Here is a 20,573-nt window from a genome sequence, read left to right as displayed (position 1 = left end):
CCGCGGGGTGGGACGGCGGGCGGGCGCCCGGTACGTTGTGCGGTCCGGATACAGCAGGGGGGATGGGGGGTCATGGCCGGGAAGTTCCGTCGCTTGGGCCGGAAGCTGTGGTGGTCCTACGCGGTCGTCATCATCGTCCTGATCCCGATCGGCGGGGCGATTCGCAACAGCGGCCACCCCTGGCAGGTGGGGTACGCGTGCTTCGCCTCGCTGCTGCTCGGGGCGAGGCTCGGCGACTGGGCCAACAGCGACGACAAGGATGAAGAAGCGGGCGAAGGAGAGGGCGAGGAGGACGCCGCGAAGCCCAACGAGGAGGCGGAGGCCGCGGCCGACGGCACCCGGTGAGCGAAGGATCACCCTCGGTCCACGCAAAATCCGCGGAGGTGGGAATTCCGTTTCCTCGGAGCAGGGGTGGAAAGACGGCGAAACAGGAGGGATTGCTCTCGGGGACGGCGACGACGGAGGTGAGGGGTCGTGGCGCAGGTGACCCGGGCCCGGACGAACGGAGCCCGCCCGGACCAGACCGGGCCGCACGAAGCGACAGCGACGACGGCGAGGACGGACGGGGGCAGCCGGTCGGTCGGCACGCTGGTGAAACAGGGGACCGAGCAGTTGTCGGCGCTGATCCGGCAGGAGCTGCGGCTGGCGCAGGCCGAGCTGACCCGCAAGGGCAAACGGGCCGGGTTCGGCGGCGGTCTGTTCGGTGGAGCCGCCCTGATGGCCTTCTTCGGGCTCGCCAGCCTGATCGGCGCGGCCATCGCGGCGATCTCGGGACCGCTGACGGTGTGGGCCGCCGCCCTGATCGTGGCCGGCGGACTGATGCTGCTCGCCGCGATCCTGGCACTGGCCGGCCGGCGCGAGATCAAGCGAGCCGTACCGCCCGTTCCGGGTGAGGCCGTCGACAGCATGCGGCACGACCTGGAAACCCTCAAGGAAAGGGCGACGAAGCGATGAGCCACGGTGACCAGCACAAGCCGCACCTGTCCATCGCCGAGATGGAACGGGAGATCGCCGAGACCAGGGAAAAGCTCGGCGCCACCATCGAGGAACTCGCCGCCAAGGCCGACGTTCCGGGCCGCGCCAAGGCGAAGGCGTCCGACACGGCCGCCCGCGTCCGCGGCACCTTCCGCCGCGGGCACGACCGTACGGCTGCGGGCTCCGAACCCGCCGCAGAGGTCGCGGGTACGGACCAGGGCGCACTGTCCGCCGCCGGTGCCGAGCAGGGCGCGCCGCCCACCGCGGGAGGGGAACCGGGTACGGAACAACGCCCCTCCGGCCGCGGTGCGCACGCCCGGGCGAGGGCCGACCAGGTCAAGGCCAGGGCGGACGAGGCCCGGCACCGGGCCGGCGACATGCGCGGCAAGGCGACGGAAAAGGCCGGGCACGCCATGGAGCGCGCCGGCCACGCCCGCACCCGGGCCGCCGGCACCGCGCACGAGGCCGCGACCCGTACCGAGCACGCCGTCCACAAGGTGACCGAGGACCAGAGCCGCACCATGTACGCCGTGGCCGCGCTGTCCCTCACCGCGGCCACGGTGATCGCCCTGGTGTGGGCCAAGCAGCACGGGGACTTCTCGCGCTCGGGCCACTGATCGGGTCCCGTCCCCGCACGAACGTCCTGGCGCCCGGTGACCGGTGACGGTGATGGCTTGCCGGTGACCGGTGACGTGCGGGCCCCGCCCCCGTAGGGTGAACGGTCATGGCTGACCGCAGGGTTGTGACCGTCAGGCCCGAGCAGGGCTCGTACGCGTGGACGTTCGGCGGGGCGGCGCCGGTCGCCAGGATCGCGCCCGGGACCGTACTGGACCTGTTCACCGAGGACTGCTTCGCCGGACGGGTGCGGTCGGCAGGCGACCTGGTGTCGCAGGTGTGCGAGTTCCCGTTCCTGAACCCGCAGACCGGGCCCTTCTACGTCGAAGGCGCCGAGGTGGGCGACACCGTGGCGGTGCACTTCGTGTCGGTGGAGCCCGCCCGGGACTGGGCGGCCTCCACCACGGTGCCGCTGTTCGGCGCGCTGACCTCCACCCACACCACCGCGACCCTTCAGCCGCCGCTGCCCGAGGTGGTGTGGATGTGGGAGCTGGACCGGCAGCGGCGCACCTGCGCGTTCGAGACCCGTGAGGGCGGGATGCGGATCGAGCTGCCCATGGACCCGATGCACGGCACGGTCGGGGTCGCGCCCGCCAACCTCGAGGTCCGCTCGGCACTCGTCCCCGACGCGCACGGCGGCAACATGGACACCCCGGAGATGCGTGCCGGCACCACGTGCTACCTCGGCGTGAACGTCGAGGGCGCGCTCCTCAGCCTAGGCGACGGACACGCCCGGCAGGGCGAGGGCGAGACCTGCGGGGTCGCGGTGGAGTGCGCCATGAACACGGTCGTGATCGTCGAACTCCTGAAAGGCGTCGCCACTCCGTGGCCCCGGCTGGAGTCCGACACCCACATCATCTCCACGGGCTCCGCCCGCCCCCTCGAGGACGCCTTCCGCATCGCCCAGCTCGACATGGTCCGCTGGCTCCAGCGGGATTACGGCTTCGCCGAGCTCGACGCGTACCAGTTCCTGAGCCAGGCCGGGGAATCGCCCCTGGCGAACGTCTGCGACACGAATTACACGGCTGTCGCCAAGATCCGCAAGGGCTGGCTCCCGCCGGGTACGCCGCATCGGGGCCTGCACGATGAACTGCGTTCGGCTGCGGTGGGGTTGCGCCCCTGAGGGGCGCCCCGTCAGGGGCGCGGGGCTGTCTTTGATATGCGGCTGGCGCCGCGTGGGCGCGAGCAACCACTGACGGCCGGTGGTCCGGACACGACAGCAACTGCCCCTTCGGGCCGGTGGCGACCCGCGGCCCTGAATCGGGCCGAGCGCGTGGGGGCACCCCCGGACGGAGTCTGGGGGACCCCGCGCCCCTTGGTATTCCCGGCGAACCGCCCGCCGCCAGGCGGGCCTGACCACCCCCGGCGAACCGTACAGGGGGAACGTAAGCTCACCGTTATGGAAGAACGGGTACTGGGCAGGACCAACCACGACGTGTCGACCGTTGGGCTGGGCACGTGGCAGCTGGGCGCCGACTGGGGTGCCGTGAAAGAGGAGGACGCCTTCGCCGTGCTCGACGCGGCGGTCGAGACGGGCGTGACCTTCTTCGACACGGCGGACGTGTACGGGGACGGCCGCAGCGAGCAGCTGATCGGGCGCTATCGGCGGGAGCGGCCGGACGCGCGGGTGTTCGTGGCCACCAAGATGGGCCGCCGGGTGGAGCAGCTCCCGGAGAACTATGTGCTGGACAACTTCCGGGCCTGGAACGACCGGTCCCGCGCCAATCTCGGCGTGGACACCCTCGACCTGGTCCAGCTGCACTGCCCGCCGACCGCCGTCTACTCCTCCGACGAGGTCTTCGACGCCCTGGACACGCTGGTCGCGGAGAAGCGGATCGCGCACTACGCGGTGAGCGTGGAGACCTGCGCCGAGGCGCTGACCGCGATCGCCCGGCCGGGCGTGGCGAGCGTGCAGATCATCCTCAACCCCTTCCGGCTCAAGCCGCTGGAGGAGGTGCTGCCGGCCGCGCAGAAGGCCGGGGTCGGCATCATCGCCCGGGTGCCGCTCGCCTCGGGTCTGCTGACCGGCAAGTACACCCGCGAGACCGTTTTCGGCCCGGACGACCACCGCACGTACAACCGGCACGGCGAGGCGTTCGACCAGGGCGAGACGTTCTCCGGCGTGGACTTCGAGACCGGCTTGGAGGCGGCCGCGGAATTCGCCGCGCTCGCCCCGGAGGGCGCCACCCCCGCGCAGACCGCGCTGCGCTGGATCGTCCAGCAGCCGGGCGTCACCACCGTGATCCCCGGCGCCCGCTCGGTGGACCAGGCCCGCTCCAACGCGGCGGCCGCCGCCCTGCCGCCGCTGCCGGACGCCACCCTGGCCGCCGTGCGCGACCTGTACGACCGCCGGATCCGGGCCCAGGTGCACCACCGCTGGTGACGAGGCTTCGCTGGGTGCCCCGCGGGCCGGGCGGCCCGGCCCGGCCCGCGGGGCAGGCCCTATCGTCGTGGGGGTGACGACCTTCACCGACGGCCGGCAGGCCGAGTTCCCCGGGGCCGACGGCCCGTACGCCACGACCGAGATCGACCCGAACGCGGTGGGCCGGGTGCGCACCGAGTACGCGCCCGACCACGACGGGGACCCCGACCCGGGCGAGATCGTGTGGACGTGGGTGCCCTTCGAGGAGCACGACGGCCGCGGCAAGGACCGCCCGGTCCTGGTCGTGGCGCGCGAGCCGGGCGGCACCCTGCTCGCCGTCCAGCTCTCCAGCAAGCACCACGACCACGACCGCGAATGGGTGCCGATCGGCGCCGGCCCCTGGGACCGGGCCGGCCGCGACTCCTGGGTGTCCCTGGACCGCGTGATGCGCCTGCACGAACAGGGCATGCGCCGCGAGGCCTGCGCCCTCGACCGCGGCCGCTTCAATCTGGTGGTGAACCGCCTCAAGGAGCTCTACGCCTGGTCCTGACCGGCGCCCCGCGCCGAAGCGCACCCCTTCCTCATGGCGCGTCCGGGCCGCCGCGGTGCCCCGCACCGGCATCCGTCTCGGGGAATTCCCCGTGCAGCAGGCGTTCGAGGAGGGCCTCGTCCTCGTCGGACAGGTCGGAGACGAAGCGGGCCAGGACCTCGGCGCGGTCGCCGCCGCCGTCGAGCAGGGTGTGCATGCCGGCGGCGGCCTGTTCGGCCTCGGTGCGGACGGGGGCGTAGACATGGCCGCGGCCGGCCCGTTCGCGGCGGACCACGCCCTTGGCGCACAGCCGGGTCAGGATGGTCAGCACCGTGGTGTACGCGGTGTCGCCGCCGACCCCTTCCTGCACGACCGCGGCCGGCACGGGCCCGTCGGCCGCCCACAGCGCGGCGAGCACGGCGGCCTCCAGTTCCCCCCGGCCCCGCCGCCGCGCTCCGCTCCTCCCGTCGTCACCGGTCACGTCGTCCGCCCCTTCAGCTGATCGAGGGGCGTCCTGCGCGGCCCCGGCGCGCGGCCGTCCGCGGTCACCGGCCGGCCGAGGCCACGCTACCCCGGCGCCGGAGGCGGTCAGGCGGTGAGCACCCCGGTGCCGAGCAGGCCCATGAGGACGACGCCGAGGACGAGACGGTAGTTGACGAAGGCGTTGAGCGTGTTGTTGGCGACGAACTTCAGCAGCCACGCGATGGAGGCGTAGGCGACGACGAAGGACATGAGCGTGCCCACCACCAGGGGGCCGGCGCTCGCGCCGGCGCCCAGCGCGTCCTTGAGCTCGTACAGGCCGGCGCCGGTGAGCGCGGGGATGCCCAGGAAGAAGGAGAGCCGGGTCGCGGCCAGCCGGTCCAGGTCGCGGATGAGCGCGGTGGAGATGGTCGCGCCGGACCGGGAGAAGCCGGGGAAGAGCAGCGCGAGGATCTGCGAGCAGCCCACCACCATGGCGTCGCGGATGTCGGTGTCGTCCTCACCGCGCTTGTGCCGGCCCATCTGGTCGGCGGCCCACATGTAGCCGCTGCCGATGATCAGCGAGCCGGCCACCACCCACAGCGAGGCCAGCGGCCCGTCGATCAGCGGCTTGGCGGCCAGGCCGACGAAGACGATCGGGATGGTCGCGTAGATCACCCACCAGGCGAACTTGTAGTCGTGGTGGTAGCGCTCCTCGCGGTTGGCCAGTCCGCGGGCGAAGGCCGAGACGATCCGGACGATGTCCTTGCGGAAGTAGAGCAGCACCGCGGCGATCGCGCCCACCTGGATGACCGCGGTGAAGCCGACGACCGCCTTGTCGTCGACCTTGATGTTCATCAGACCCTCGGTGATCTTCAGATGGCCGGTGGAGGAGACCGGCAGGAACTCGGTCAGCCCCTCCACGACTCCGAGCACGGCGGCCTGTCCGATACTGATCGCGCTCAATCGATCCATCCCTGGGGGTTCGCTGCGGATCGCAGCGGGTTCGCGGCGGGCGGCACTGATCCTCTACAGTCGTGTAGACGTACCGGCAGTGACTCTAGATGACGCTAGGACGGGAGGCCAATCGTGACCGCGGACCGTCCGGCCCGGAAGAAGGCCAATGGCGTACTGGCGGGGGAGGTGCTGGCCGTGCTCCAGGCCGCGCCCGCCGCGCTGACACCCGCTCAGGTGATGGCCAGGCTACGCGACGATCTGGCGTACAGCACGGTGGTGACCACCTTGTCCCGGCTGTACGACAAAGGAGTGCTGCGCCGTACCCCGCGCGGCCGGGCGTACGCCTACACACCCGTCACCGACGGCCCCGGGCTCGCCGCGCGCCGCATGCGGCAGACCCTGGAGGGCGAGCCCGACCGGGAGACCGTGCTGCTGCGCTTCATCGACGACCTGTCCCCGGACGACGAGGACCTGCTGCGCCGGCTGCTGGGCGACGGTCAGGGCGCCGACAGTGCCGGCGCCAGTGCCGCCGACGGCGGCTGAGGGGCACCCGGGGGATGCACGTCGCCGTCTACCTGCCGCTGCTGACGCCCGCGCTGGCCGCCTTCCTCGCCCGCCCGCTGGCCGACCGCCTCGAACCGAGGCTGGCCACCTGGCTGCTGACCGGCGCCGCCCTGGTGCTGGCCGGCTCCAGCACGGTGGTGCTGGGGCTGCTCGCCCTCGCCGGGGTGCTGCGCATCCCGCCGGTGGCCCACCTGGCCCACCTGTCCACCGATGTGCTCGGCGCCCGCGACACCACCGGCTGGCCGGTCGGCCTGCTGGCCGCGCTGCTGCTGGCCGGCGCCGCGTCCGCCGCGCTGCTCCTGCTGTGGCGGCGGGTGCGGGCCCTGCTCGCGGTCGCCCTGGACGCGGCCTGCCTGCCCGGCCCCGACCCGCTGGTGGTGGTCGAGGACGAGGCCGCCGACGCCTTCGCCATGCCGGGACTGCCCGGCCGTATCGTCGTCTCCCGCGGCATGCTCGACGCCCTGCGCGACACCGAACGGGCCGCCCTGCTCGCCCACGAACGGGCCCATCTGCGCGCCCACCACTACCTGTTCTCGGCCGCCGTGCACCTGTGCGCCGCCGCCAACCCGCTGCTGCGGCCCTTCTCGGCGGCCGTCGGCTACACGGTGGAGCGGTGGGCCGACGAGCACGCCGCCTCGGTCACGGGCGACCGCCGTACGGTCGCCCGCGCCATCGGCAAGGCCGCGCTGGCCGGCCACCGCGGCACCCCCACCCCCGCCCTGGGCATCCTCGGCGACCTGCGCGGCCGCGTGCTGAACCCCGTCCTCGGCTCGGTGCTGGGCCGCGGCCTCGGCCGGCAGCTGGCGGACCTCGGCCGCCGCCTGGTCCCGCTGCCGGGCCGGGGCCGGGCCCGCGCGGCCACCCCGGGGCCCGTCCCCCGCCGAGTGGCCGCGCTGCTCTCCCCGCCGCCGCAGAGCCGCCCCCTGCTGATCGCCCTGACCCTGGCCCTGCTCGCCGTCACCACCTGCTGCGCCCTGGACGCCGCGCACGAACTGCACGAACTCCTGCAACTGGCGCACGGGAGCTGAGCGGCGGCCCGAGGGTGCCTCGGGCGATCCGATCGTGGCTCAGGCGTTCATGAACTCCCGCGGGCTCAGTGCCCGGTCGGTGATCCGCACGTCGCCGATGAAGCCGTGCATGATCTGGTCGATCTTCCCGTTGTACTCGTAGCCGCCGAGCAGCCAGGGCCCGCCCAGCGAGGTGAGGCCGTGGTTGACGGTGGCGGGGTTGCGGACCACCGGGCAGCCGTCGACGTACATCGTGGTGTGCCGGCCGTCGTTGACGACCGCGACGTGCCACCAGGCGTTCAGCGGCAGCAGGTGCCCCCAGTTGGTGACCGATGTGGTCAGGTCGACCGGGTAGACGCACCACTGGAGTTCGGCGCCGCCGGACAGGCTGAGGGTGACCACCGGCTCCTGCGGGTCGCCGCCGGTCTTGCCCGCCTCGCCGCTCATGCCCCAGCGGCTGAGGATCGCCGACCAGGCGTTGCGGTTGCCGTCCCAGTCCGCGGGCAGCTTGAGATACGTCTCGAAGGTGTAGCCGGCGGCGAAGGTCGCGGCGTTCAGCGGCGCGGAGTCCACCGTACGCAGGTACGCGCCGTGCGGGCCGCTGCCGTCCTTGTCGCCGCCGAAGTACAGGCTGGCGTGCCCCGGCTGGTCCGGGTGGTACTGGTCGGACCAGGTCAGCGCGGAGTCGGCGGCGCCGGGCAGCGCCTGCTTGACCAGGTCGTTGCCGCGACCGGTCAGGTCCTGCACCCGGTCGGTGTCGTGGCTGCCGTCGAACCGCCAGTACGCGACCGTGCCGGGGATCAGCATGCGGCCGACCGGGCGGCCCGGGCGCGGGGCGACCGGCGCGAAGCCGGAGAAGCGCTCGGTGAAGTCGATGTCGAGGGAGAACCGGTCCTGCGGGCCGGTCAGCTCGATCTCCTGCCGCTGGAGCTCGTTCAGGGAGTCGGCGGCCTGGCCGAGGATCCACGGCGAGATCGTGTCGACGTCGATGGTGTTGCGGGCCAGGTCGAAGCGGTAGAGCCGGATCATGGCCGCGCCGCCGTAGTAACGGTCCTGGTAGTTGGTGATGTGCAGGTGCGTGTCGTGGCCGGCCGCGTTCGTCTTCACCGTGCGGGCCGGCGGCCAGAAGTGGCCGTTGAGGGTCAGGAAGATCTGGTCGCTGCCGTCGATCAGCTCGTCCCACAACTGCTGGCCGAAGTCGGAGAGCTGGGCCTCGTCGCCGTAGTTGTTCGCGCCGACGATCTCGTGCGTCGTCAGGATCACCGGGCTGGTCGGGTGGTCGGCGACGACCTTCCTGGCCCAGGCGATGCCCGCCGCGGACGGCCGCCAGTCCAGCGCGAGCACCAGCCACTCGCGGCCGGCCGCGCGGAAGCTGTGCCAGGTGTTGTAGCCGTCGGGGCTCGCGCCGCCGAACGACGACGCGCCGCGGAACCGCTGCGGACCGAAGACGTCCAGGTACGGGGACGGGCCGCGCTGGTCGTCCTTGCCGCTGTTGATGTCGTGGTTGCCGGCCAGCACGCTGTACGGCACCTGGTGGGTGTCCAGCACGGTGAACGCCTCGCCGATCGCCGCGAATTCGCCGGCCTGGCCGTTCTGGGTGAGGTCGCCCAGGTGGGCCATGAAGACGATGTTGTCGTCCTCGGCGTTGGCCAGCAGGTAGCGGAAGGACGCCTCGATCGGCGCCGGGTGGATGGCGTCGCCGTCGAACATGTACTGCGTGTCGGGCATCACGACCAGGGTGAACCGCTGGTCCTCGGTGTCCGGCCGCCAGGGGCCGTGGAGTTCGGGCAGCGCCGCGCTCGCGGGCGCCGCGGTCTCGGGCGCGGCGGCCGAGGCGGGCGACGCGGTCGCCAGGCCGGCCGCGGCGGCCCCCATCAGCCCCGCCCCCACGAGCAGGGAGCGGCGGGAGGTGCCGGGGGCCGTCATACCGGGCGCGGTGGCGCCGTGGTGGGGCGAAGTGCACATGGGCTTCTCTTTCAGGTGCTCATCGGTGCGTCTTTGGGGCGCTTGGGCATGCCGGAGGGCGGCTGAGGACCTGAAAGGTGCCCGTCACAAGGCGTACGGGGGCCTGGGGGGCAGGTCCGGGTGGCGGCCTGCGCCGACGCTACGGAGGCAAGGGGCAGCGGCCGCCAACAGTCGGGGAAGGCGGCATGAACGCGAATGGAGTGCCGGGCGGTCCGGTATCGGGGTCGGCCCGCGCCTGTCCGGAGCCGCGCGATGTACCACGTGGTACATTCGGCGCATGGACACCCCGGAACTGCGGGTCGACAAGCGGTCGGGCGGCGTGCGCTGCACGATCGGCGTCGACAGGCCGCCCGCGGAGGTCTACGCCGTGCTCGGTGACGTCGAGTCCTGGCCGCAGTGGCTGCCGACGGTGACCTCGGTACGCCGGACGGAGCCCGGCGACGGCGGCGGGCCCGGGCCGAGCGGCGCCTTCCGGGTCAAGCAGCCGCGGCTGCCCGTCGCGACCTGGCGGGTCACGCGAGCGGCGGCGCCGTACACCTTCACCTGGGTGAACGCACGCGGCGGGGTCACCGTGACCGCGGGCCACGTCATCGAGCCCGACGGGGCCGGCGGCTCCCGCGTCACCCTGACCATCGACCAGTCCGGCCCCCTGCGCCGCCTGGTCGCCCCCTTCACCACCGCCCTGACCGCGACGTACGTGCGTACGGAGGCGGAAGCGCTCAAGCGCCGCTGCGAGAACCCGCCGCAGGACCAGCAGGACTCGTAGAACCGCCCGGTTCGCCGCCTCCGTGCGGGAACAGTCCCATGAACTGCTCGGCCGCGGCCTCGACCGCCGCCCGGTCGCCGGTGGCCAGCAGGTCGAGCAGCAGACCGCGGGCGGTGGCAAGCGCCAGGCGGGCCCGGGCCGCGGCGACCGGTGGCGGCACGGCGCCGCCCTCGGCGAAGAGTTCGGTGAGCGGCGGCAGCCAGCGCTCCACCACGCCCGGCAGCATCCCGGCCGCCCAGGGCCGGCCCTGGAGCGCCTGGCCGTAGAGTTCGAAGAACAGCCGCTCGGCGGGGGCGAGCGAAGGATCGGCCAGCCGCTGCCAGAACGCCCGCGCCGCCTGGTCCGTCCGCCCGCCGGCCGCGCCGGTCAGGTCCGCGAACGCTTCCCGCTGCCGTTCCTCGGCCAGTTCCACCACCTGTGCCAGCAGGCCCTCGCGCGAGCCGAAGTGGTAGATCAGCATCCGGTGGCTGGTGCCGAGGCCCGCCGCCAGTTCGCGCAGGCTCGCCTCCCCCACCCCGCGCTCGGCCAGCAGGTCGTACGCGGCCGCCAGCAACCGGTCCCGGGCCGGCGAGGAAGGCGTGCCGGGCTGCCGGGTTCCGCTCATGTACCGCACGGTACAACACCGCCGCCCAGCACCCCCGGCCGCACGCGCTCACTGGATCGAGCAAAGGCCGTGGCCGGTTTTCTGTCGTAACTGGCTTGACGGCACAGTTTGATCGGCCATACTGCCCGCCGTGGAGCAGCGCACAGATCAGGTCGTCCCGGCGGTGCCCGTCGCCGGAATCGATCCGTCGTTCATACCGGGCATCACCGCGCCGGCGCCGTCCGCGACGGCCGCCAAGGGCGACACCTCGGCAGCTTCCGCGACCGCGAAAACGGACGCCAAAGCCGACGCCGACACTGACACCGGCACACCCCGCGAGGCCGACACCGAGCAGGCGACCGCAGCCGTGACGACCGCCGTCGAGCCCGACGGCGCCGCCGACGAGGCGGGCGAGGCGGAGGAGGCCGCGGACGCCGACGAGCCGGACGGCGGTCCGGTCTTCGAGGCCGCGGACCGCCGTGCCACGATCGTGGCCGACCACCGCGGCATCACCCTGCGGCTCGACGGCGAGTCCGCCGAGTTCGGGTGGGACGAGATCGGCGCGGTCGAGATCGACACGCCCCGGTTCGGCAAGCGGTTCGGCATCACCGTCTACACGTCCGGCCGGCGCTGGTACAAGGGCGACGTCGAGGCCCCCTCGCGCGCCGCGCTCAAGCGCTGGACGGCCGAACTGGACGCCGTACTCGACGCACGGTTCGAGGACGAGCGGGAGGACGAGGAGCCGGCCGCGGACGAGCCCGAGGGCCTGGAAGAGGCAGAGGCGGAGGCGGCCGCGGAGGCCACCGAGTCCGAGGCCGCATCCGACGCCGAGGAGGCCGGCGCCAAAACCGCGGCCAAGTCCACCGCCGGGTCCTCCGCCGAGCAGGGTTGAGCCGACCTGCCGGGGCCGGACGGAATCGGTCAGGACCAGGCAGGGTCGGCCCCCGCCCGAACAGGACCGGGCAAGGGCGCTGCGTCACCCTCCGAACCGGGACAGTAACGCTTTCGGGCCGCCGTACGCCCCAGTTGGTGGGATGACTGATGCGTGTGCGGCGGACGGAGACATGTGATGCGGCAGTCCGTACGGAATCCGGCGGTGACGGTGATCGCGCCCCGGCTCGCGGCCGACATCGTGGCCATGGTGCGGGAGGGCGCCGGGGTCCGGCTGGACTACTCGCCGGCCAGCCTCGTCGTGGCCGACCGGCTGATCGGCGAGATCCGGCAGGAGGGCCCGCCGGCCGGCGCCGTCACCCGGGCGCTGCTGGGCTTCGGCGCGTACACCGGCGAGGTGCTGGTGCGCGGCGTGGACGCGGTGTGGGTGCCGTTCGAGGACGAGGACTTCACGCGTTACGGGCAGCCGTTCGGCATCCGCACCCCCGACGGCCGGGTGTGGAACCCGCTCGCCCGGGCGCTGGAGCGGTACGACCGGGGTCCCGAGCACAGCCTGCGTGCCTTCTACCTGCAGGCCGCGGAGGACCCGGCCCGGGTCTGACAGCCCGGTTCGACGTTGAGTCCGGCCCCCGGTCCGGCCGGCCCGATTCCGGGCAACGCCACCCGTGCCACCCCCTCCCGACACCGCGCCGCCAACCCCGTACTCTTGTGCGCGTAACCCCGCCGCTCCTTCATTCGCCCGGCTCTCGGCAGTCCCCGCCGGCCCGGGCCGCCCGTCCCCCGGAACCCGCGGTCGCCGCCGATCGTTCCCCGATCCACCCGGCGGTCCACGGGACGGACCGCACGACGATCCACTCGGCATCGTCCGCCACGGTGCGCCGAGGCTCTGCGACGGGCAGACTCGGAAGGCGGAAGCGGGGTCCGGCCGGGGGAAGAGGTGGTGTGCGGTGAGCGAGCCCCCACTGCTGACCGTGCGCGGGATCTCCAAGCGATTCGGTGCCGTGCAGGCGCTGAGCGCGGTGGACCTGGAGATACGCGAGGGGGAGGCGGTCGGGCTGGTCGGCGCGAACGGCGCCGGCAAGTCCACGCTGGTCAAGGCGATTTCCGGGGTGGTCGTACCGGACAGCGGCGTGATCGAGTGGCGGGGCCGGCCGGTGGACCTGCGCCGCCCGTCCGACGCGCAGCGCCTCGGTATCGCGACCGTGCACCAGGATCTGTCGCTGTGCGACAACCTCGACACGGTCGGCAATCTCTTCCTCGGCCGCGAGCTGCGACGTTTCGGCCGGCTGCGGGAAGTGGAGATGGAGGAGCGCTCGCGGGAGCTGCTCGACGCGCTGGCGGTGCGGATCCCGAGCCTGCGGGTGCCGGTCGCCTCGCTGTCCGCCGCGCAGCGTCAGGGCGTGGCGATCGCCCGCGCCCTGATCGGGCGGCCGGAGCTGGTCGTCCTGGACGAGCCCACCGCGGCCCTCGGCCCCGCCCAGGCCGCCCTCGTCCTGGACATGGTCCGCCGGCTGCGCGACCAGCGTCTCGGGGTGCTGCTGGTCAGCCACGAGATGGAGGAGGTGCGGTCGGTCGCCGACCGGGTGGCGGTGCTGCGGGTCGGCCACAACAGCGGCTTCTTCGACACGAAGTACACCACCCGGGAGCAGATCGACTCGGCGGTCACCGGCGACACCACAGCGGCGGTCACCCTCCAGCGCAGCCTGCTGCCGCACGGCCTGCCCGAGCAGAACGCGCTCGACGTCGCGTACCGCTACCTGCCCGCGCAGGCGGGCGTCGGCGGCGACTGGTTCGACGTGATCCCGCTGGCCGGCGCGCGGGTCGCGCTGGTCGTCGGCGACATCGTCGGGCACGGCATGCACGCGGCCGCGACCATGGGCCGGCTGCGTACCGCGGTGCACAACTTCTCCATGCTCGACCTGCCCCCCGACGATCTGCTGGCCCACCTGGACGAGCTGGTGGCCCGGATCGACAAGGAGGAGGGCGGCGAGCTGCCCACCGCCGGGGCGACCTGTCTGTACGCGATCTACGACCCGGTCTCGCGCGAGTGCGAGCTGGCCCGGGCCGGCCATCTGCCGCCCGCGCTGGTCTATCCCGACGGGACCGTGGAGTTCCTGGACGACGTGCCGCCGGGCCCGCCGCTGGGCGTGGGCGGCCTGCCCTTCGAGGCGGTACGGCGCACGCTCCCCGAGGGCAGCAGGCTGGTGCTGTACACCGACGGCCTGGTCGAGGACCGGTCGCGCGACATCGATGTGGGCCTCGATCTGCTGAGCCAGGCGCTGACGGGGCCGGACCGGGCGGGGGGCGGGGGTGCCGGTCTCGGCCTCGGCTTCGGCGGTACGGGGTCGCGGATCGGCCGGGTCCCGGAGCAGCAGGGGCCGGGGCGGGCGCAGGGCCGGGTGCCGGACCGGGGGCCTCAGGCGCCCGACGGGTTGCCGGAGGGGTTGCCGGAAGGGTTGCCGGAGGGGTTGCCCGGCCAGATGTCGCCGGGCCGCGGCGGGCCCGACACGGCGACGGTGAAGCCCGCCGACCGCGACCCGGAGGAGACCTGCGACGCGGTGCTGGCCGCGCTGCTGCCCGACCAGCAGCGCGACGACATCGCCCTGCTGGTGGCCCGTACCCGGGCGCTGCCCGAGGACCGGGTCGCGCACTGGGACCTGCCTCCGGACCCGGCCGCGGTGGCCTCCGTACGGGACGCGGCGACCACCCGGCTCGCCGACTGGGGCCTGGACGAGCTGGGCTTCACCACCGAGCTGGTCCTCAGCGAACTGGTCACGAACTCGATCCGTTACGCGGCCGGCGCCATCCAGGTCCGCCTGCTCCTCGACCGCACCCTGATCTGCGAGGTCGCCGACACCAGCAGCACCTCCCCGCACCTGCGCTACGCGGCCACGACGGACGAGGGCGGCCGCGGCCTCTTCCTGGTCGCCCAGCTCTCCGCCCGCTGGGGCACCCGCTACACCCCCACCGGCAAGATCATCTGGGTCGAGCAGGAGCTGCCCCCGGGCTTTCCGAAGGACGTGGAGGACGCGGCGGAGGGGTGAGGGGCGGGGGCGCCGGCGGGGTGCGGCCGGCGGCCGGGAGGTGAGCCGTAACGGCGGCCGGTGAGCCGTAATGCGGTGGGATGTGATCCGTACACGGCGGCGGGTGCCTCACTTGCGGGCCTGAGCGGTATACGGGGGCGGGTGCGCCCCGTGCGGGCCTGAGCCTGAGCGGTATACGGGGGGGGCGGGCGCGCCCCATGCGGGCCTGAGCCTGAGCCGTATACGGCGTCAGGTGCGGCCCCGGCGTGCTCTCTCCCGCCGGAAGGCCCGACCCCGGAGGCTCTTCCGCATCGGGAAGGCCCGTCCCCCGCGACCGCGGACGGGATGTGAGCTGCTGGAAACCGTCCCCTCACGACAAATTCACTGCCCGTGGTCTACCCGCGTAGCTCTGCTTCGAGTGTCATGGACACGATCCTGGCGCACCTGGCCGGGCCACTCGTCACCGGGAGACCCTCATGCGTTCCGTCGGCCGGATATCCCGCCTGTCCCGCACCTCCGCGGCCACCACCTCCGCCCTCGCGCTGGCCGTCAGCGGCCTGGTCATCGGCATCAGCGCGGGCACGGCCCAGGCGAGCACCTGCTCGCACGCGTACCTGCCGCTGCCCGACTCCTCCTGCACGCCGGGCGCGTACAACCCGGACGTCACGCAGTCCACGATCCACAGCACGATCTGCGTGTCCGGCTGGACCTCCACCGTCCGCCCGCCGACGTCGTACACCAACCCCCTCAAGGCCCAGGGGATCATCGACTACGGCTACTCCGACACGAACATGGCGGACTACGAGGAGGACCACCTGGTCCCCCTCGAACTCGGCGGCGCCCCGCGCGACCCGAACAACCTGTGGCCGGAGCCGTACTCGGGCACGAAGACGGCGACCACGAAGGACGGCGTGGAGACCAAGCTGAAGAACGCGGTGTGCAACGGCGTGATCACCCTGTCGTCGGCCCGCAGCGCGATCCGCACCAACTGGACGACCGCCCTGTCCGTGACGGGCATCGGCTGAGCACCCCTGGACACGGCGGCCCCTTGGGTAGTGGCCGCCGTGTCCCGGCGTCCGGATCCGGGACGTGGACGAACGGGCCGCCGGTCAGACCGAGCCGGCGGGGTAACGGGCGGCGTACGAAGCCGAATTGATGCCGGGGTTGCGCAACTGCGCCCAGAACCGGTCGTCGGGGAGCGGCGGCACGGCTGGATTGCCGAGGTCCGCGAGCAGGTCGGCGCGCCAGTCGACACTCAGGCGACTGCGGACGGTCGCGGCGTCGTACGACGCCGCGGCCACACCGGCGCGGGCGAACAGCCGGCATCGCTCGCGCTCGATCCGGCCGCTCGATCCGGACAGTACGAGGACGCCTGCACCGGCGGCGCCTGCGGCCGGTTCGGCGAGGAAGCCCTCCCAGGGTGCGGTCAGCTCGTGCTCGGCAATCTCGGCAATCTCGGCAATCTCGGCAATCTCGGCGGCCATGGCGCATCCCCCCTGGCTGTCGACCGCTCGCACTTCGACGGTACGAACGTACCGATCCCCGATCCTCGGCGACAACGCTCGGTGAGAGCCGCTGCGCCGTACGACTGGTGGGCGGGCCGTCTTCGGCCGGACCCAAGCGGGTTGCGTCGCGGTGCCCCCGGTCGGATCGCAGAATGCGGGACTGGGGAGGGAGGCGTACCCGGTGACCGAGGCGAGCGAGGGCGGATGGCCATTGCGAACGGACGGGCGCGTCGGCCCGCTGTCAGGGCCGCGGTGACGGGCTGGCTGTCGAAGGTGTTCGCGCTCGACCCGGCGGCCCTGAACTGGCCGCGAGGGGTTGCGGTCCTGGACGTCGCTCTGGTGCCGCTGCTCGTGTTCTGGGCGATCGGGTACCAGCAGTACCTTCTCAGCACACTGTTCGGCCTGCTGTTCGCGGGGCTGGACGACCCGGGAGGGGCGTACGGTCACCGGGCGTCGCGCATCGCCCTCTTCGGGCTGGTCGGCGCGGGAGTGACCGCGCTGGCGTTCGGCATCGGGTCGGACGCCTGGGGCTGGCTGGTGCTCGCCGCGTTCGCGGTCACGCTGGTGGCCGGCCTGGCGGTCGCGTTCGGGGTACGAAGATTCGTCACCGCCCTGCTGCTGAACGTGTGGTTCGTCGTGGCCCTCGGGCTCGCCTTCAACTTCCACCATCACACCCGCATCACCAGCCACACCTGGGCCCAGGTGCTGGCCTGGGCCGGGGGATCGGCGCTGTGGATCGCGGTGGCGTTCCTCGGGTGGCTGATCCACGGGCGCGAGGAGCGGCCCCAGCCGGTCCCGGAATTGCCCGGCGACACCTCGCGACAGAAGCTGGGCCGGCCGCAGGTCATGTTCGCGGTGGTCCGCGCCCTGGTCATAGCCGGTACGGTCGCGCTCGCGTTCGGGCTGGACCTGTCCCACGGCTTCTGGATGCCGATCGCGGCCATCATCGCGATGAAGCCGAGCCTGGAGCAGGCCACCCTCGTAGCCTCGCAGCGCCTCGCCGGAGCACTCATCGGCGCCGCCGCTGCCGCACTGCTGCTGCTGATTCCCGCCGGCGAACACGGACGCAAGCTGTTCGCGGTCGACCGCGGGCTCGAAGTCGTCGCGCTCATCCTGTTCATGCACGCGGTGGCCATGCGCTTCATGAATTACGCGCTCTACAGCGCCGCCATCGCCGCCGGCGTGCTCATCCTGGTGGACATCCCGCAGCCCTCCCACTACTCCGCCGAGGGCTACCGGGTGCTGTGGACCTTGTGCGGCGTGGGCATCGGCGTGTTCACCCTGCTGCTCGCGGGTCTGCTGGCCAAGCACACCGCCAAGGGGCCGCCGCAGTCGGCGTGACCACGTACGCAAGGGGCCGTACGCATAAGGCCGCCGAACGCCCCCGGGGCGAACTCTTTGCCGTACCCCCGCAACGAGCTGAGGTTGGTGTCCCGGCTGCGACAGTGCATGATCCTTGCACGGCACTGCCTGTAAATACGTTCGTACAGGCACGGGGAGGGGTCACCGTGAGGCGTCGATGGGTGAAGGTCTTGGCCATCACGGTGGCGGTGCTCGCCGTGCTGTTCACGATTGCCGACCGGACAGCCGTGCACTATGCGGACAAGGAGGCCACGCGGCTCGCGAAGGGGAAGTACGGCTACGCGAACACCACCGACGGCCACATGCACGTGGCGATCGGTGGCTTCCCTTTTCTGACCCAGGCGATCGGCGGGAACTTCGGTCACGTCACGCTGACCGCGGAAAAGTTCTACGTCGACACCACGGACAATACTCAGGGCGGCTACCTGAACATCGCCCGTCTCCGCCTCGATCTGCGCGGCGTCAGCGTCACATCGCTGGCGGCGCGCAGCGCTGAGGCCAACCAGGCCACCGGCACTCTGACCCTGTCGTACGAGGACCTGTCCGGCGTGGTGACACGGCTGGCGGGCAACGGCGGCCCGCTGCGGGTCTCCCAGGCCCCGGGATCGGACGGTCAGGCGGCACGCGTCAGGATCTCGGGCACGATGGGCGGGACCGCCTTGAACAGCACGGGAACACTCCTGGCGCAGGGCACGGAGCTCTCCCTCACCCTTCCCGGCACCGAACGGGCCGGCGCCGTCTGGCGGGTCGGCCTCCCGGCGGGCGTCGGCTTCACCGCGGCCCGCGCCACCCCGGACGGCGTCGAGATCAGCCTCGTCGGTCACCAGGTGACTCTGGGTTCGTCGCGCTTCGACCGGTGAGGTGCCGGGACAGTTCGGCCCGGGGGCCCACTGCGCGTCAGTCAACGGCGCACCCAACTGTCGGCCGTGGGGGCGGGGCTGATACCTGGGCCGGTACCCGCGGAGACGGATGTGCCCGGGGTGGGCCTGCCGGAGTGCCGCCGTCTCACTGCCTCCCCCGCCCGCTCGGGGCGGTTGCCGTCAAATGCTGTTGTCAAAGCAAAAACCAGAGGCCCTGTGGATCGCTCCACAGGGCCTCTGACGTGCTGTGCACTCGGCAGGATTCGAACCTGCAACCTTCTGATCCGTAGTCAGATGCTCTATCCGTTGAGCTACGAGTGCGAGGTGCGGGCTTCACGGCGTTTGGGCCGGTCGGCGTTGCGTGGACAACATTACATGAGGGGGAGCGGGAGGCGAAATCGATATGGGAGGGGGTGGGTGAGCTGGGGAAACGGGCCGGGAGGGGGGTGTGGGGGCGGACGGGGTCGGGGGAGGGATCCGGCCATGGGGGGACGGGGCGGCAATGACCTGATATCGCCTGCGGGCGGTGGTAGGGGGTGGGCATTCTGGGCGCATGAGACACCAGCGGAGCACCGTCGTCGTCTTGGCCACCGCGATCCTGGCGCTCAGCGGCTGTTCCGGTGGGCATGGCGGGAAGGGGGCCCTGGAGGATGCCGTGCGGGCGCGGTCGCATGCGTACTACAAGGGCGACCTCAAGGCGTACAGGGCGAGGGAGTCGCAGCGCTGCCTCGAGGTGGGGAGCCTGGAGGTCCTCGTTCGGGGGATGGCGGCGGACGGGCGCAAGTACGGGGACCCCGCGATCACGAGCCTCAGCGTCGACACGATCTCCGGCGACCACGCGACCGTGTCGTACGGCTACGGCAGGCCGGAGCTGGATCAGAAGCAGCAGCCGTGGGTACGGGAGAAGGGGCACTGGGTCGACGACGACTGCAACGGCGAGGCAGGGGCGGCCGGCGGGTCCTGAGGTGGACCCGCGCCTGCTGACCGGGGCCGGCGCCGGCTCCGTACGCTCCCGGGAAACAGCTCAGGGAGCCCGTGCGCGTGGGCACGAACTCCCTGGTCAGGTGGCGGAGGCGGAGGGATTTGAACCCTCGATGGACGATAAAGCCCAAACCGCATTAGCAGTGCGGCGCCATAGACCGGACTAGGCGACGCCTCCAACTTCACGGGCTCGGGTGAGCGAGCTCGTGTGCAGATGATGGCACAGCCGGGAGGGCTGCCACCAATCGGAGACTACGGTACAAGGCCGCCCCTGGGCAGGGCAAAGGGGTATCGACGGGGAGGCGTGTCCGGGTCGGGGTGCGGCGGGGGCGGCTCGCCCACGGATGGGTGATTACGCCGGTTTTCCGCGGGCGGCGGCATAGGGAGGGGGCATGCACACCGAACGCATCACCATCACAGAACGCATCACCCGCACCGGCCGCACCGGCACCAGCCGCCTCCGCGCCACCCACTCCGGCCGCCGCCCCCGAATCGGCCGAATCGGCCGCACCCCCCGACCCGGCCGTCTCGTGATCACCCCGGCCCTCCTGCTCGCCGGTACGTTTCTGCTCGGCGGCAGCCCGCAGGCCGGCGCCATGGGGATTCCGGCCACCCGGATCGACCGGCTCTTCGTGGCCTACGACGACGGTTCCGGGCACCCGCGGACGTACGCCCTGACCTGCGGGCACGATGAGCTCGCCGGGCCCGCGGAACTCGCGGGGGCCGCCGGGGAGACGGCCAACGGGGCCTCGGAGGAGCCGGAGGACTTCGGCGGGCCCGCCGAGCGGCACCTGGCCGGGGAGGACCGCGCCGACCGCAACCCCTGCGCCCACCTCGACCGGATCGGCGGACCGCTGCCGGCCGTGCCCGACGGACAGGCCTGCTCGATGATCTACGGGGGCCCGCAGACCGCCACCGTGACCGGGATGTGGCGCGGCCACCACATTCACGAGGACTACCGCCGCACCAACGGCTGCGAGGTCGCCCGCTGGAGCCGCATGGTGCCCGCCCTCCCGGCGCCGCTCCAGGGCCCGCCACGGATGGAGCCCCTGCGCGGCTGAACCGCCGGCCGGCGCCCCCTCACCGGCCGGACCGTTTCTGCGCGGGCCCGGCCGTACGCCCGCCGTACCCCCCGGCGGAGCCACCCGTACCCCCGCCGGCACCACCCG

Annotated in this window: 22 protein-coding genes and 2 tRNA genes; 17 read left to right on the top strand and 7 right to left on the bottom strand. The window is 72.7% G+C overall.

What is annotated here, in order from left to right; all coding sequences use genetic code 11:
* Positions 1–72 precede the first annotated feature (72 nt).
* The 6 genes from ITX44_RS31625 to ITX44_RS31600 all read left to right on the top strand — a co-directional run bounded on the left by ITX44_RS31625 (position 73) and on the right by ITX44_RS31600 (position 4,502).
* Positions 73–345 (top strand): hypothetical protein, encoded by a 273-nt coding sequence (locus tag ITX44_RS31625; RefSeq protein WP_205361612.1) that lies wholly within the window; start codon positions 73–75, stop codon positions 343–345.
* Between the two features lie 129 nt (positions 346–474).
* Positions 475–954, top strand: coding sequence for a phage holin family protein (locus tag ITX44_RS31620; RefSeq protein ID WP_307795587.1), 480 nt, complete (start codon positions 475–477; stop codon positions 952–954).
* Complete coding sequence (locus ITX44_RS31615; RefSeq protein ID WP_205361611.1) at positions 951–1,592, top strand: DUF3618 domain-containing protein; 642 nt, start codon at positions 951–953, stop codon at positions 1,590–1,592. The genes ITX44_RS31620 and ITX44_RS31615 overlap by 4 nt, the downstream gene beginning before the upstream one ends.
* Positions 1,593–1,699: 107 nt before the next feature.
* A complete protein-coding gene (locus ITX44_RS31610; RefSeq protein WP_205361608.1) occupies positions 1,700–2,713 on the top strand; it encodes an acetamidase/formamidase family protein in 1,014 nt (337 codons plus the stop codon).
* Between the two features lie 276 nt (positions 2,714–2,989).
* Positions 2,990–3,973 carry an aldo/keto reductase gene (locus ITX44_RS31605; RefSeq protein ID WP_205361606.1) on the top strand — a complete coding sequence of 328 codons (984 nt, stop codon included), beginning with the start codon at positions 2,990–2,992 and terminating at the stop codon, positions 3,971–3,973.
* 73 nt (positions 3,974–4,046) lie between these two features.
* Entirely contained in the window at positions 4,047–4,502 is a 456-nt protein-coding gene (locus tag ITX44_RS31600; RefSeq protein ID WP_205361604.1) for a type II toxin-antitoxin system PemK/MazF family toxin, read from the top strand.
* A gap of 31 nt (positions 4,503–4,533) precedes the next feature.
* Here ITX44_RS31600 and ITX44_RS31595 read toward each other — a convergent pair whose 3' ends face one another.
* Together ITX44_RS31595 and ITX44_RS31590 are read right to left on the bottom strand one after the other, a co-directional pair.
* Entirely contained in the window at positions 4,534–4,962 is a 429-nt protein-coding gene (locus tag ITX44_RS31595) for a BlaI/MecI/CopY family transcriptional regulator (RefSeq protein ID WP_205361602.1), read from the bottom strand.
* 107 nt (positions 4,963–5,069) lie between these two features.
* Positions 5,070–5,906, bottom strand: coding sequence for an undecaprenyl-diphosphate phosphatase (locus ITX44_RS31590; RefSeq protein ID WP_205361600.1), 837 nt, complete (start codon positions 5,904–5,906; stop codon positions 5,070–5,072).
* Between the two features lie 123 nt (positions 5,907–6,029).
* Here ITX44_RS31590 and ITX44_RS31585 point away from each other — a divergent pair, with 123 nt between their 5' ends.
* Entirely contained in the window at positions 6,030–6,440 is a 411-nt protein-coding gene (locus ITX44_RS31585) for a BlaI/MecI/CopY family transcriptional regulator (protein ID WP_307795586.1), read from the top strand.
* A gap of 14 nt (positions 6,441–6,454) precedes the next feature.
* Positions 6,455–7,489, top strand: coding sequence for a M56 family metallopeptidase (locus ITX44_RS31580; RefSeq protein ID WP_205361598.1), 1,035 nt, complete (start codon positions 6,455–6,457; stop codon positions 7,487–7,489).
* A 39-nt stretch (positions 7,490–7,528) separates the two neighbouring features.
* Here the strand turns inward: ITX44_RS31580 and ITX44_RS31575 are convergent, their stop codons facing one another.
* Positions 7,529–9,433: a LamG-like jellyroll fold domain-containing protein gene (locus ITX44_RS31575; RefSeq protein WP_236062072.1), complete on the bottom strand. Its 1,905-nt coding sequence runs from the start codon at positions 9,431–9,433 to the stop codon at positions 7,529–7,531.
* Positions 9,434–9,710: 277 nt separating this feature from the next.
* Between ITX44_RS31575 and ITX44_RS31570 the strand changes: the two genes are divergently transcribed.
* Positions 9,711–10,199 (top strand): SRPBCC family protein, encoded by a 489-nt coding sequence (locus ITX44_RS31570; RefSeq protein ID WP_205361596.1) that lies wholly within the window; start codon positions 9,711–9,713, stop codon positions 10,197–10,199.
* Here ITX44_RS31570 and ITX44_RS31565 read toward each other — a convergent pair.
* The gene (locus ITX44_RS31565) at positions 10,153–10,803 is read right to left on the bottom strand and encodes a TetR/AcrR family transcriptional regulator (RefSeq protein ID WP_205361594.1); all 651 of its coding nucleotides are present in this window, start codon (positions 10,801–10,803) and stop codon (positions 10,153–10,155) included. The two genes, ITX44_RS31570 and ITX44_RS31565, sit on opposite strands and share 47 nt — an antisense overlap.
* Before the next feature lie 130 nt (positions 10,804–10,933).
* Here ITX44_RS31565 and ITX44_RS31560 point away from each other — a divergent pair, with 130 nt between their 5' ends.
* From ITX44_RS31560 to ITX44_RS31545, 4 genes are all read left to right on the top strand, one after another.
* A complete protein-coding gene (locus tag ITX44_RS31560) occupies positions 10,934–11,674 on the top strand; it encodes a hypothetical protein (RefSeq protein WP_205361592.1) in 741 nt (246 codons plus the stop codon).
* A 177-nt stretch (positions 11,675–11,851) separates the two neighbouring features.
* On the top strand, positions 11,852–12,274 hold the full coding sequence (locus tag ITX44_RS31555; RefSeq protein WP_205361590.1) for a hypothetical protein: 423 nt from the start codon (positions 11,852–11,854) through the stop codon (positions 12,272–12,274).
* Positions 12,275–12,620: 346 nt separating this feature from the next.
* On the top strand, positions 12,621–14,717 hold the full coding sequence (locus ITX44_RS31550) for a SpoIIE family protein phosphatase (RefSeq protein ID WP_307795585.1): 2,097 nt from the start codon (positions 12,621–12,623) through the stop codon (positions 14,715–14,717).
* Positions 14,718–15,172: 455 nt separating this feature from the next.
* Positions 15,173–15,721, top strand: coding sequence for a hypothetical protein (locus ITX44_RS31545; RefSeq protein ID WP_205361588.1), 549 nt, complete (start codon positions 15,173–15,175; stop codon positions 15,719–15,721).
* Positions 15,722–15,805: 84 nt separating this feature from the next.
* On the opposite strand, the gene ITX44_RS31540 is transcribed toward ITX44_RS31545, so the two are convergent.
* Entirely contained in the window at positions 15,806–16,180 is a 375-nt protein-coding gene (locus tag ITX44_RS31540) for a hypothetical protein (protein WP_205361586.1), read from the bottom strand.
* A 225-nt stretch (positions 16,181–16,405) separates the two neighbouring features.
* Between ITX44_RS31540 and ITX44_RS31535 the strand changes: the two genes are divergently transcribed.
* Entirely contained in the window at positions 16,406–17,542 is a 1,137-nt protein-coding gene (locus tag ITX44_RS31535) for an FUSC family protein (RefSeq protein WP_205361584.1), read from the top strand.
* A 203-nt stretch (positions 17,543–17,745) separates the two neighbouring features.
* Positions 17,746–18,423, top strand: a complete 678-nt coding sequence (locus tag ITX44_RS31530; protein ID WP_307795584.1) for an LmeA family phospholipid-binding protein — start codon at positions 17,746–17,748, stop codon at positions 18,421–18,423.
* A 248-nt stretch (positions 18,424–18,671) separates the two neighbouring features.
* On the opposite strand, the gene ITX44_RS31525 is transcribed toward ITX44_RS31530, so the two are convergent.
* A tRNA-Arg gene (locus tag ITX44_RS31525) sits at positions 18,672–18,744 on the bottom strand.
* 232 nt (positions 18,745–18,976) lie between these two features.
* Here ITX44_RS31525 and ITX44_RS31520 point away from each other — a divergent pair.
* Entirely contained in the window at positions 18,977–19,387 is a 411-nt protein-coding gene (locus tag ITX44_RS31520) for a SymE family type I addiction module toxin (protein WP_205361576.1), read from the top strand.
* A gap of 101 nt (positions 19,388–19,488) precedes the next feature.
* On the opposite strand, the gene ITX44_RS31515 is transcribed toward ITX44_RS31520, so the two are convergent.
* Positions 19,489–19,582 (bottom strand) — tRNA-Ser (locus ITX44_RS31515).
* 214 nt (positions 19,583–19,796) lie between these two features.
* On the opposite strand from ITX44_RS31515, the gene ITX44_RS31510 reads away from it, so the two are divergent.
* Positions 19,797–20,465 carry a hypothetical protein gene (locus tag ITX44_RS31510; protein ID WP_205361571.1) on the top strand — a complete coding sequence of 223 codons (669 nt, stop codon included), beginning with the start codon at positions 19,797–19,799 and terminating at the stop codon, positions 20,463–20,465.
* Positions 20,466–20,573: the final 108 nt, after the last annotated feature.

It is taken from the genome of Actinacidiphila acididurans (assembly GCF_016918855.1).
Classification (GTDB): domain Bacteria; phylum Actinomycetota; class Actinomycetes; order Streptomycetales; family Streptomycetaceae; genus Actinacidiphila; species Actinacidiphila acididurans.
The sequence above is the reverse complement of the archived record's forward strand: the minus strand, read 5'-3'. Positions and strand labels throughout refer to the sequence as shown.

What these genes read in the sequence shown, in the direction of transcription:
- ITX44_RS31625 (WP_205361612.1), top strand. Translation starts at nt 73, where the DNA reads ATGGCCGGGAAGTTCCGTCGCTTGGGCCGGAAGCTGTGGTGGTCCTAC.
- ITX44_RS31580 (WP_205361598.1), top strand. Translation starts at nt 6,455, where the DNA reads ATGCACGTCGCCGTCTACCTGCCGCTGCTGACGCCCGCGCTGGCCGCC.
- ITX44_RS31605 (WP_205361606.1), top strand. Translation starts at nt 2,990, where the DNA reads ATGGAAGAACGGGTACTGGGCAGGACCAACCACGACGTGTCGACCGTT.
- ITX44_RS31520 (WP_205361576.1), top strand. Translation starts at nt 18,977, where the DNA reads ATGAGACACCAGCGGAGCACCGTCGTCGTCTTGGCCACCGCGATCCTG.
- ITX44_RS31570 (WP_205361596.1), top strand. Translation starts at nt 9,711, where the DNA reads ATGGACACCCCGGAACTGCGGGTCGACAAGCGGTCGGGCGGCGTGCGC.
- ITX44_RS31575 (WP_236062072.1), bottom strand. Translation starts at nt 9,433, where the DNA reads ATGTGCACTTCGCCCCACCACGGCGCCACCGCGCCCGGTATGACGGCC.
- ITX44_RS31510 (WP_205361571.1), top strand. Translation starts at nt 19,797, where the DNA reads ATGCACACCGAACGCATCACCATCACAGAACGCATCACCCGCACCGGC.
- ITX44_RS31545 (WP_205361588.1), top strand. Translation starts at nt 15,173, where the DNA reads ATGCGTTCCGTCGGCCGGATATCCCGCCTGTCCCGCACCTCCGCGGCC.
- ITX44_RS31535 (WP_205361584.1), top strand. Translation starts at nt 16,406, where the DNA reads ATGGCCATTGCGAACGGACGGGCGCGTCGGCCCGCTGTCAGGGCCGCG.
- ITX44_RS31555 (WP_205361590.1), top strand. Translation starts at nt 11,852, where the DNA reads ATGCGGCAGTCCGTACGGAATCCGGCGGTGACGGTGATCGCGCCCCGG.
- ITX44_RS31615 (WP_205361611.1), top strand. Translation starts at nt 951, where the DNA reads ATGAGCCACGGTGACCAGCACAAGCCGCACCTGTCCATCGCCGAGATG.
- ITX44_RS31540 (WP_205361586.1), bottom strand. Translation starts at nt 16,180, where the DNA reads ATGGCCGCCGAGATTGCCGAGATTGCCGAGATTGCCGAGATTGCCGAG.
- ITX44_RS31610 (WP_205361608.1), top strand. Translation starts at nt 1,700, where the DNA reads ATGGCTGACCGCAGGGTTGTGACCGTCAGGCCCGAGCAGGGCTCGTAC.
- ITX44_RS31565 (WP_205361594.1), bottom strand. Translation starts at nt 10,803, where the DNA reads ATGAGCGGAACCCGGCAGCCCGGCACGCCTTCCTCGCCGGCCCGGGAC.